This is a genomic window from Mesobacillus jeotgali (genome assembly GCF_031759225.1).
Taxonomy (GTDB): domain Bacteria; phylum Bacillota; class Bacilli; order Bacillales; family Cytobacillaceae; genus Mesobacillus; species Mesobacillus jeotgali_B.
Map to the genome: position 1 here is coordinate 3,131,465 of NZ_CP134494.1, position 11,643 is coordinate 3,143,107.

The 11,643-nt window shown below is 42.9% G+C and carries 11 protein-coding genes; 2 read left to right on the plus strand and 9 right to left on the minus strand.

What is annotated here, in order from left to right; genetic code table 11:
* Positions 1-29: 29 nt before the first annotated feature.
* The 3 genes from bcd to RH061_RS15795 all read right to left on the minus strand — a co-directional run bounded on the left by bcd (position 30) and on the right by RH061_RS15795 (position 4,254).
* A complete protein-coding gene (gene bcd / locus RH061_RS15785) occupies positions 30-1,124 on the minus strand; it encodes a branched-chain amino acid dehydrogenase (protein WP_311071554.1) in 1,095 nt (364 codons plus the stop codon).
* Between the two features lie 28 nt (positions 1,125-1,152).
* On the minus strand, positions 1,153-2,058 hold the full coding sequence (yqiS, locus tag RH061_RS15790) for a phosphate butyryltransferase (RefSeq protein WP_311071557.1): 906 nt from the start codon (positions 2,056-2,058) through the stop codon (positions 1,153-1,155).
* A gap of 135 nt (positions 2,059-2,193) precedes the next feature.
* Positions 2,194-4,254, minus strand: a complete 2,061-nt coding sequence (locus RH061_RS15795; protein WP_311071559.1) for a sigma 54-interacting transcriptional regulator — start codon at positions 4,252-4,254, stop codon at positions 2,194-2,196.
* Between the two features lie 214 nt (positions 4,255-4,468).
* On the opposite strand from RH061_RS15795, the gene RH061_RS15800 reads away from it, so the two are divergent.
* Entirely contained in the window at positions 4,469-4,732 is a 264-nt protein-coding gene (locus RH061_RS15800; protein ID WP_167831495.1) for a DUF2627 domain-containing protein, read from the plus strand.
* 67 nt (positions 4,733-4,799) lie between these two features.
* Here the strand turns inward: RH061_RS15800 and RH061_RS15805 are convergent, their stop codons facing one another.
* Complete coding sequence (locus RH061_RS15805) at positions 4,800-5,534, minus strand: glycerophosphodiester phosphodiesterase (protein ID WP_311071560.1); 735 nt, start codon at positions 5,532-5,534, stop codon at positions 4,800-4,802.
* A 42-nt stretch (positions 5,535-5,576) separates the two neighbouring features.
* On the opposite strand from RH061_RS15805, the gene RH061_RS15810 reads away from it, so the two are divergent.
* Positions 5,577-5,717, plus strand: coding sequence for a YycC family protein (locus RH061_RS15810; protein ID WP_311071561.1), 141 nt, complete (start codon positions 5,577-5,579; stop codon positions 5,715-5,717).
* 189 nt (positions 5,718-5,906) lie between these two features.
* Here the strand turns inward: RH061_RS15810 and spo0A are convergent, their stop codons facing one another.
* The 5 genes from spo0A to RH061_RS15835 all read right to left on the minus strand — a co-directional run bounded on the left by spo0A (position 5,907) and on the right by RH061_RS15835 (position 11,641).
* Entirely contained in the window at positions 5,907-6,704 is a 798-nt protein-coding gene (spo0A, locus tag RH061_RS15815) for a sporulation transcription factor Spo0A (protein WP_311071563.1), read from the minus strand.
* Positions 6,705-7,030: 326 nt separating this feature from the next.
* Complete coding sequence (gene spoIVB, locus RH061_RS15820; RefSeq protein ID WP_311071564.1) at positions 7,031-8,317, minus strand: SpoIVB peptidase; 1,287 nt, start codon at positions 8,315-8,317, stop codon at positions 7,031-7,033.
* Between the two features lie 124 nt (positions 8,318-8,441).
* Positions 8,442-10,133: a DNA repair protein RecN gene (recN, locus tag RH061_RS15825; RefSeq protein ID WP_311071565.1), complete on the minus strand. Its 1,692-nt coding sequence runs from the start codon at positions 10,131-10,133 to the stop codon at positions 8,442-8,444.
* A 16-nt stretch (positions 10,134-10,149) separates the two neighbouring features.
* Positions 10,150-10,599, minus strand: a complete 450-nt coding sequence (ahrC, locus tag RH061_RS15830; RefSeq protein ID WP_041967930.1) for a transcriptional regulator AhrC/ArgR — start codon at positions 10,597-10,599, stop codon at positions 10,150-10,152.
* 193 nt (positions 10,600-10,792) lie between these two features.
* Entirely contained in the window at positions 10,793-11,641 is an 849-nt protein-coding gene (locus RH061_RS15835) for a TlyA family RNA methyltransferase (RefSeq protein WP_311071569.1), read from the minus strand.
* Positions 11,642-11,643: the final 2 nt, after the last annotated feature.

Genomic DNA, 11,643 nt, shown 5'->3' on the forward strand with positions numbered 1-11,643 from the left:
AGCAACTAAGTTAATGAACAGAACCTGTATTAGCGGCGGCTTAGGATATGATGGCCGTTTTGCAGGAATTGGCTACGAGAATTGCGCATTCTTTCAATTCTCTCTTCTGCCATTCGGTCAGCCGCTTTATAGGTAGGGATACCATCCCTTTTAGCAATCTCGATCACTTTTTCAATATTGTTGTAAATGGTTTCAACCTTTTTCATTGCTCTTTCTGCATTATAACCGTAAAGCTCATCCGCAACGTTGATTACGCCGCCAGCATTGATGACATAATCAGGTGCGTAAACAATGCCCATTTCGTGGATAATATCGCCATGTTTTGGATCCTTCAGCTGATTGTTGGCAGCTCCGGCAATGACCTTCGCTTTTAGCTGAGGAATCGTTTCGTCGTTGATTACCGCTCCTAATGCGCATGGTGCGTAAATGTCACAGTCCACACTGTAGATTTCATCCGGTTCAACTGCTTTAGCCCCGAATTCTTCAACAGCTCTTTGTACTGCTTCCTTATTAATATCCGTAACAATCAGCTGTGCGCCTTCCTCATACAGATGACGGCAAAGATTGAATGCCACATTGCCCACACCCTGAACAGCTATTGTTTTTCCTTCAAGGGAATCCGTTCCGAATGCTTCTTTAGCAGCAGCCTTCATCCCTCTGTATACGCCATATGCTGTAACCGGGGAAGGATTACCTGAAGAACCGAATGCTGGTGAGATACCGGTTACATAGTCTGTTTCTTCATGGATTAAATCCATATCCGCAACAGTCGTACCAACATCTTCAGCCGTAATATATCTTCCGTTCAGGCCCTGGATATAACGGCCGAATGCACGGAACATTTCTTCATTCTTATCTTTGCGAGGATCTCCGATAATAACTGTCTTTCCGCCGCCCAGGTTAAGGCCGGCAGCAGCATTCTTGTACGTCATGCCTTTAGCAAGGCGAAGTGCATCCTCGATAGCGGCTTCTTCCGATGCATAAGTCCACATACGAGTTCCGCCCAATGCTGGTCCAAGAGTTGTATCATGTATTGCGATGATTGCTTTTAATCCTGATTGTTTATCCTGGCAAAATACAACCTGCTCATAATCGTACTGTTCTAGATACTTGAAAATTTCCATTTCTAATTCCTCCCCTGGTTTATGTAAATTATTTAGAAGCAGAGCATAACGCTAATGCAAGTGAATATAGTTTGCTTTCAGCAGAGTCGGCTCTGGATGTTAACACGATTGGAGCTTTTGCCCCGGCAATGACTGCGCCAACTTTTGCATTGGCAAAGTAAATTAATGATTTATAAAGAACGTTCCCAACCTCGATTGCAGGCACCAAGAGTATATCCGCCTTTCCTGCGACTTCACTTTTGATTCCCTTATGTTCCGCAGCAATCTGCGATACCGCATTATCAAGGGCAAGCGGACCATCCACAATGCAGCCAGGAATTTGTCCTCTTTTGTTCATCATCGTTAATGATGCAGCATCTACTGTTGCCTGCATCGCAGGATTGATCACTTCCACGGCTGCGAGTGGTGCCACTTTCGGCAAATCAATACCTATAGAATGAGCTACCTTCACTGCATTCTTGATGATTTGGGCTTTTTGCTCAACGTCCGGTGAAATATTCATCGCTGCATCGGTAACAATTGTAAATCGATCATAGCCCGGCACTTCAAATACCGCCACGTGAGATAGAACGGCTCCTGTCCTGAGTCCATATTCTTTATTCAGGACAGCCTTTAAAATCACAGCAGTAGGGATATTCCCCTTCATTACGACATCGGCCTCTTTGTTTTTGACTGCTTTCACAGCCATTTCTGCAGCGAGAGTATTATTTGGTGCGGAAATTATTTTAACGCTAGAGCTGTCTGCAAGGACTGGATGCTCGGCTGCAATCATCCTCTCAATTTCTCCCTCATTACCATAAAGAAGAAAATCGGCAAGCTTCAGATTAACAGCTTTGGCAACTGCTTCTAATACCTCTGAATCTTCAGCAGCTGCAACAGCTACTGTTTTCCTGCCATCTTGGGATGCCATGCTGATGAGTGAGTCTAGTTTCATAACCTGTTTCAACCCTTTCTGTTCTTCTCGCATCGCCACTATATTAAATATGCAAGAACTGTGCCAACTTAAAATTGTTGAAAACGCTTTACTTTTGCCGAAAAATATTATGCAATAAATTGCACGGTATGAAAATTATTGCATGCTACTTGCTTCAATGTGGTATTTTTCGAGCTTATAATATAAATTTCTGACCGATACCCCTAAAGCTCTGGCTGCAGCGGTTTTATTTCCATTCACAGCATTGAGGGTTGACTTGATTACCTTCGCCTCATACTTTTCCAACTGGACTGCAAGAGTATCAGCCGGTCCTGATTCGCCTATGTGATCATCCTTGTCCTTCACTTGACTATTCGGCAAATCAGGTAAATGCTCTATGCGGATGATTGTTTCACTGTAACTCAAAAATATGATTGCACGTCCAAGGACATTTTCGAGCTCCCTGACATTCCCGGGCCAATCATACGCCATTAGCCTTTTAATAGCTTCGTCAGAAACACCTTCAACGTTACGGCCATAGTCTTGATTGATTTTTTGAATCAATCTTTCACAGAGGAGCGGAATGTCTTCCTTCCTTCTTCTCAGTGGAGGTATATGAATCGGCATCCTGTTGAGACGATAGTATAAGTCTTCTCTAAAACTGCCATTCGCAATCGCCTTTTCAAGGTTCATATTTGTCGCGGCAATGACCCTTACATTGATCTGTACGGGCTTTGTTCCACCAACCCGGACTATTTCTCTCTCCTGCAGGACCCGGAGCAGTTTCGCCTGGGTATTGGCAGGCAATTCTCCAATTTCATCAAGAAAGATACTGCCGTTATTGGCTTCCTCAAAAAATCCCCGTTTCCCTCCACGTTTTGCACCTGAAAAAGCACCTTCTTCGTATCCGAAGAGTTCGCTCTCGAGCAGCGATTCTGAAATTGCCGCACAATTAACCCGGATGAATTTGTTGAACTTCCGGTCGCTCGCATTGTGTATTGCATGGGCAAACAATTCCTTGCCTGTTCCCGATTCCCCTCGCAGCAGGACAGTTGCAGGAGTTTTCGCCCCGAGCTTTGCTTGTTCAATCGGAATCGTCATTTCTTCAGATTGGCCTATTATATCCTCAAACGAGTATTTCGCTTCAAGGGTCCTGATAATCTGCCTTGCTCGTGTCAGCTCACGGTTTAAGTTCTGGATCTCCGACATATCATGGATGACCCCGACACTTCCCTTAAGTTTCCCATCTACTATGATAGGCGCTACATTGACAACAACCTCTTTTTTATTAGGTCCAACGCGCATTGCCGTACCACGGACCGGCCTCCTCGTTTTAAGCACCTTCATATGCATGCTCTCGCCTTCAGATATATCAGCGGTTGCCGGCTGTCCGATTACTTCCTCTTCCTTCAGTCCGGTTATCCTCGTATAAGCAGGGTTGATCAGGATTCCCCGGCCATCCTCATCTACTACAGAGATGGCTTCATCGCTGGAGTTGATGATTGCCTGAAGCATTGTTTGAATTTCTTTTAAGTTTGTTATCTCTTCCGCAAGATTCACAACTTCAGTAATATCCTTGAATACTGAGAATGCTCCAATCAATTGGTCATTTTCATCTATGATCGGAATCCTTGTCGTGATGATTTTCGACCCGTTTGGAAGCACCAATTCCCGATTGGACTCTACCTTCCTGGTGTTAAGAACTCTTGGAAGCTTGCTTGCAGGTATGATTTCGGAAACATGTTTTCCTTCTGCCTGTTCCCTTGTTGTTCCGATTATTTTTTCCGCACTCTTATTGAACAAGGTTACAATTCCTTCTGTATTGATGACCACCATGCCATCACCAGAAGAGTTGAAAATCAAGTCATGTTCATATGTAATTTTCCTGAGAGTTTTTATCAGTTCTTCCTTTTCTTCCAAAAGCGTAGCCAGGAGAAATGCGACACTTCCTGGTATCAGCACTGTGTTTTTACCGCGAGCATCCCTTAATTCCTTGAAGACATCGTCTTCACCGGTCACTTCAATGATGATATCCAACTGATCGGAAATGTATTTATGCCAGTCTGAACCGGTCTGGATCCCTGCTTTTTGTGCTGCGATAATCCCTGGAGCATCGGGGTTTATATCAACCACAGCAACTACATCTGCAGTCTGCTTGAAAATATCAAGAATGGCCATTCCACCCTTACCTGCTCCTACAATCATTACTCTTTGCATAATATTCACCACATATCTGGAAAAATATTTCATGGTACATCTTTAAAGTCTGCAAGATCTTTCACTACCATTGTAATTCTTTTTGTATGCGCTGACAAATTTCTTTGTTTTCTAACTCTTCTGTACATAATCCACTCCAAGGAACTTGTATTGCGGAAAAACACGGGGTTGAGTATACTTTTTAAATAAGGACAAATAACGAGGGGAAACCAAAATGATCAGGATCATAGCATTAATCATTATGTTGATACCAGGTGTCATTGCTGCTCTGGGTGTAAAACTGATGCGCGATATGGTGTTTGGAATCTTGCAGGCACCCTTCCCATTTTTATGGCTTCAATTCCTTGCAGGACTTCTCTTTTTCCTGGCGGGACTGGGTTTCATCGCTGGTTTTATCCTGCATCGTGATCGAAAGAGAAATAAAGTCCAGGCAATTTTCCGAATTCCTGATAGCAATAAAAAGCAAAACAGGCCATGATTATATATCTGGCCTGTTTTATTTACTCAAAACCCACCCTTAGGAAAAAAACACTTAAGGTTTTGATTTAAGGTGTAAAAAGCTTTTCTCTAATTATTTTTGCCTTAGCAGGGTCGTCTGTTATGACTGCACTGCAATTCACCTTGAATAATCTTTCCAGTTCAGATTCTTTATTCACTGTGTATGGCCTTACTTCAATCCCGCTCTCCAGGGACGCCGTGACGATTTGGTCCGGGGCTGCCCTCCAATGAGGATGAAAGCCCTTAGCCTTGATCGACTGCGCATAAATCCATGGCATATATAATCCCTCAGAAAGCAAAGGGGCGATTTCAATCTCCGGAGCCAGTAAATAGCTTTGGACAATGCTGTAATGATTGAAAGAGGAAATGATAATCCTGTCAGATAATTCATAGGCCCTAACCATATCTATGACCTTCTCTTCCATTCCTTCATAAGGGATAATGCTGTTTTTTAATTCAATATTGCAGACCAAACGAGTCCCTGCTAACCATTCAAGGACTTCTTCCAAAGAAGGAATCTGTTCTCTCCTTGATAATTCCTTGAATTTGAAACGGGCATCCAGTTTTCTTAAATCTCCTAAAGTGTAGTCCTTCACCAGTCCAGTGCCGTCTGTAGTTCGATCCACCTTTTCATCATGAATTACCACCAGCTCTCCGTCTCTTGTCATTTGGACATCGAGCTCTAAGCCATCTGCACCTGCTTTTTCTGCTTCTTTAAAAGCAAGCATTGTGTTTTCCGGATATTCTGCCGCATAGCCACGATGTGCTAAAATAAGAGTCATGAACCATCACACCTATCTTTTCAATTTGGAGGTAAATACACAATGAGACCATTGCATATTTCTGCTGAAACTGCTGTAAAGCTTTCAGAAAAACTGGGAGTACCTATCGAACAAATCATGCATATGCCCCAGCATATCCTTATTCAAAAATTATCGGAGCTAGAAAAAGAAAAGGATCAATAAAATTCAAGCGCCTTTTAAGGCGTTTTTTTGATGGCGAGGCTTAGATATAACTACATGATAATATTCAGACTTGCAGAATGCCAATTTACAGCCATTAAAAAACATCTTACTTTAGCTCGGTAAGTCCGTGCTAAAGTAAGATGTTCAATGTAATAATATGAATAAATAGCTAATTATTGCCTAACTCTTTCAAGAAGCTTTGTGCTCAAGACGCAGCTTGTCAGCGACCATCGCGATGAATTCGGAATTTGTCGGCTTCGCTTTTGACATCGAAACAGTATATCCGAACAAGGAGGAAATGGAATCAATATTCCCTCTGCTCCACGCAACCTCAATGGCATGACGGATGGCACGTTCCACACGGCTTGCAGTCGTATTGAATTTCTTGGCGATGTCTGGATAGAGGACTTTTGTGATCGAGCCAAGGAGTTCAATATCGTTATATACCATCGAAATGGCTTCGCGCAGGTACATATACCCTTTAATATGGGCAGGGACGCCAATTTCATGGATGATGCTTGTAATGCTTGCATCCAGGTTTTTAGGCTTCTGTTCAGAATTCGATCTGCCATAATTGATGGATGAAGATGGCTTTCGGGCTACTGATTTCGCCTTGCCGCTTACTTGGCGGATATGCCCTGCAAGATGCTCCATATCGAACGGCTTTAGGATGAAATAGGAAGCTCCGAGCTCTACTGCTTTCTTCGTAACATCTTCCTGGCCAAATGCTGTCAGCATGATAACATTCGGAATGATTCCCTTCTTCATATTACGAAGTCTTTCAAGGACCGCCAATCCGTCAAGGTGCGGCATGATAATATCTAATAGCAAGACATCAGGATCTGTATCTTCAAGCATCTCCAAACATTCCTGGCCATTATGGGCAACTCCTACAATCTCCATATCATCCTGTGAAGAAATATATTCTTCAAGAAGACCTACTAATTCTCTGTTGTCATCAACGACGCATACTTTTATTTTGTTCACTACTTGGTTCCTCCTCAATCCAATTATGATCACAAATATTTCTTCTCTAAATTCTATTCTAAATGACTAATTCGACAATGCAACAGAAATTCCTCTTATTTTTAATTTTTTCTTAAAAAAGGAATATTTTCTTATAAATGCTTCATTTTCCTTTGTTTTTCGACTTATTTCGATAGTTGACAAAAAAAGGTTGGTGATTTTGTCGAATAATCTTGATAATTGGGGTTGAGAATAGATTTTTGTTGATATTCATTTCAGCCACTTCGCTTTCACCTCCAGTTTAACACAAAGAAAAGGCGGCTGTTTGCCGCCGCCGAATTCCTGTATTAACTTGCCTGCTCTCTTGGCTTTTCGTATATGTCGATGCCTGCTTCATTCAGCATCCACTCTATATGAACTCCATATCCGCTTGTTGGGTCATTTACGAAGACATGCGTTACAGCGCCTACAAGCTTGTCGCCCTGGATAATTGGACTTCCGCTCATCCCCTGGACAATACCACCTGTCTTTTCCAACAACTCTGGATCAGTCACTTTGATCACCATTCCCTTCGTTGCTGGAAACTTTTGCGGGATGGTGCTGACAATCTCTATATCAAAAAGATTTACTTCGTCATTATTCACGACTGTCAGGATTTTCGCCGGACCTTCTTTTACTTGATGAGAAAGAGCTATTGGAAGAGGTTTATCAAAAACCCCATTTGAAATATCCTTGTTCAATTCGCCAAAGATACCAAAAGGGCTGTTTCTTTTGATATTCCCGATCACTTCACGATCAGATGAGAAACGTGCCAGCTTTTCACCCGGGTTTCCTTTTCCGCCTTTTTCAATCGAAGTAACCGTCGATCTGACAATTTGGCCATCTCCAACGACAATAGGTTTCTTCGTGTCCATGTCAGAAATGACATGTCCGAGCGCACCATATTTTTTGGACTGCGGGTGATAAAATGTCATCGTTCCAATACCAGCAGCCGAATCGCGAATATACAACCCAAGCTTATAGGTGTTTTCATTTACATCCTTTTTTGGCTGAAGCTGAGTTCTGACTTTCTCATTTTCCCTTTTGATTACAATATCCAATGGCTTGCCATCTTCTCCTGCCTGCTTTACGAACGGACCGACATCTGCCATTTTTTCAATTTGCTGTCCATTGATTTCAGTGATGATATCGCCTTTTTTAATGCCAGCCTTTTCACCTGGCGACACTCTTCCTTCATCAGCCTGCACCTGGTGATGTCCGACCACAAGGACACCTACCGTATTCAATTTTACTCCTATAGATTGACCGCCTGGCCTGACCTTGAAATCCTTCAGGACATTGACATCGACTTTTTTAACTGGGAAGCCTGCTAATTCAAGGACCATTTCGTCCTTACCATGCCTTTTTGCCTCAAGGGTAAAGGTCTCATCTTGCTGGTCCACAGCGATGCTTGAGTCTTTAACTGGAGCAGTAACCTGGACTGCATTTGCCTGGAAGTCAAGCTTTTGCCCCTCGAATAACGTTATATCTCCTGGAATAGATAAATATTCTTGTACTGGTTTTGCAAATCCTAAAGCAATTAATGAAACAAGGAGAATTCCACCAATAATTTTTCTGAGAAAATCCTTCTTCAAATCATTTCACTCTCCTCGCTTCTAGTCCACACACATCGAAATGGCTACATCTTTAATTTTGCCTCGACTCCCCGCATTTATAACCTGTATAAAAATAAAAAAGCTACCCTTTATGGATAGCTTTTCATGTGACTGCCTTCATATTCTGTGCAAGCTTCAGCAATTCTTCTGCATGCTGTTTCGTCAGGTCAGTAACTTCTACACCGGAAATCATCCTGACGATCTCCTTCACTTTTTCAGAAGGAGACAGCGGAGTGACGGATGTTTTGGTCCTTCCATTCTTTATGATCTTTGCGATATACAGATGAGTATCAGCCATTGCGGCAACTTGTGGCAAATGTGATATGCAAAGGACCTGTGATCCAGTCGAGACATTATAGATTTTTTCCGCGATCGATTGAGCCACACGACCACTGACTCCTGTGTCTACTTCATCGAAAATGATGGAGGTGACACCCTGATGTTTTGAGAAAATACTTTTCAGGGCAAGCATGATCCGCGAAAGTTCCCCGCCGGATGCAATTTTTGATAAAGGCTTCAAAGGTTCTCCCGGATTTGTGGAGATATAGAACTCGACCTTATCGGCGCCGTTTTTATGGAAGTGGTCAGGATCCGCATCAATTCTGAGGTCGAATACCGTCTTCTCCATATACAGTTCCTTTAATTCATTATGAATTAATTTCGTCAGTTTTTTTGCATATTTCCTGCGAGTTTGAGTCAAGTTATTGGCCTCGATCCGCAGATCCTTTTTAAGTGAGGCGAGCTCTTTTTCCATCTGGCCAATATGGACTTCCTTATTCTGGAGTGTCTCGATTTCTTCCTCGATTTTAGAGGCGTACTCCAGGATTTCTTCAATCGTATTTCCATACTTCCGTTTCAGTTGATTGATCTCATTCAGCCTGTCTTCAATTTCATTCAAGCGCTTCGGATCATATTCAAGTGAATCCAGTTCATTCCGGATGGTCCTTGCAGCATCTTCAAGCATATAAAAGCTGTTCGCTACTGTGTCGGCAACATTCTTATAGTCAGGATCAAGATCTGCTGCATTCTGAAGATTATCCATGACCAGACCTATCCAATCAAGGCCCTTTTGCTCACCCTGCAATGCCGTATAACTGGTCTGGATACTTTCATAGATCTTTTCGAAGTTGCTAAGCTTACGCTTCTCTTCAAAAAGCTCCTCGTCCTCGTTTAGCCTTAGGTCCGCCGAGAGGATCTCATCATGCTGAAATTGAATCAAATCTAGCCTGTGAGCCATTTGCTGCTCATTTTCACTTAAGTTCTTCAGCTTTTTCTGTGTCTGCTCAAAAGAACGGTAAACGTGCTGGTATTCTTGCAGGGCAGGCAGGATTTCCTCTGCTCCGAATTGGTCAAGAAGATTGATATGTTTTGTCTCATCCATTAATTCCTGGTGCTCATGCTGACCATGAATATCAATCAAGGTCGAGCCTACTTCCCGCAGCACCGCAATGGTGACGAGCTTGCCATTAATGCGGCATACACTTTTTCCAGTCGCGGAAATATCCCTTCTCAAGACAATCATCGCATCCTCAATTTCAATGCCAAATTCTGCTGCCTTTGCATAACTTGGATGATTTTCCCCTTCAAGATGGAATAACCCTTCAATTTCAGCTTTATCTTCTCCATGGCGTACGAATTCCGCCGAGCCTCTTCCGCCCACAAGGAGATGTATGGCATCGATTATAATGGATTTCCCGGCCCCTGTTTCACCGGTGAGGACGGTAAGGCCTTTATTAAAAGAAACGGATAATGATTCAATAATTGCGAAGTTTCGAATCGATAATTCATTTAACAAGCAAACGTCACCTCATTTACAGCATTTCGAGAAAACGATTTGTGACTTGCTCTGTATCCTCTGGAGTACGGCAAATAATCAAGATTGTATCGTCTCCACAAATCGTGCCAAGAATATCTTCCCAATCGAGATTATCAATCAATGCCCCGATCGCATTGGCATTGCCAGGCAAAGTTTTCATCACTAGAAGATGGCCGGCCTGATCGATGCGGATAAAAGCATCCATTAACGACCTTTTTAGTTTTTGCAATGGATTGAAACGCTGGTCTGCCGGCAGGCTGTATTTATATCTGCCATCAATCAAAGGGACCTTTACAAGATGCAGTTCCTTGATGTCACGGGAAACTGTCGCCTGTGTAACATTAAAGCCTGCAGCTTTCAGCCGGTCCACCAGTTCATCCTGCGTCTCGATATCCTTGCTCGCGATTAATTCGCGTATTTTAATATGTCGCTGTCCTTTATTCATTAATATCACCCCTGGATATATCCGAAACATTCCTATACTCATATGTTAGCCGATTTCAACAGATTGTACAATCATTCGTGGACTTTCGGCAAAAGTTATCGGCGGAAATGACGAAGTGGTGAACTGTTTTTTAAAATAAATAATAAATATCAATACTCTCCAAACCACACAAAAAAGAACAGGCTTGATCAGCCTATTCTTCTTCGGTAGTTTGCTTTGATTTTAATTCATTATGCGCTTCTGTGACGACTGCTTCTGGCTGGGTCTTCAGCAACAGCTTCCCTTTTTCTTCTGCTGTGCCACTCCACTGAAGATGCAGCAGGAATTCTATATTGCCATCTCCGCCTGTGATCGGCGAGAAACTCAAATCCATTACATCATAGCCCTCTTCTATTGAAAAAGAAATGATCCTGTCCAGGACTTGTTCGTGGACTTTCCTGTCACGGACAATTCCTTTTTTGCCAACCTGTTCTCTTCCTGCCTCAAATTGCGGCTTGACGAGAGCGACGATATCGCTTCCTGTTACCAGCAAGGTTTTGAGCACTGGCAAAATGAGACGAAGGGATATGAATGAAACATCAATGCTTGCAAAATTCGGCATCCCCTTTATAAGGTCTTCCGGTTTCACATAACGAAAGTTTGTCCGCTCCATCACGACGACACGTTCATCCTGACGCAGCTTCCATGCAAGCTGATTGTAGCCGACATCCAAAGCATAGGACATCTCAGCTCCGTTTTGAAGGGCACAATCGGTAAAGCCGCCTGTCGAAGCCCCGATATCCAGCAGCGTTTTACCTTGAACATCAAGGTCAAAAACCTTTAATGCCTTTTCGAGCTTCAATCCTCCGCGGCTCACATAAGGAAGTACATTTCCCTTTACCGTCAAAGGAATGTCACTGCTAACCTTTTCACCAGGTTTGTCCAGCCGATTTTCGTTCGTGTAGACGAGTCCTGCCATGATTGTCCGTTTGGCTTTCTCCCTTGTCTCCGCAAGACCGCGTTCAACAAGCAGTACATCTAATCTTTCCTTTTTGATTTTCATTT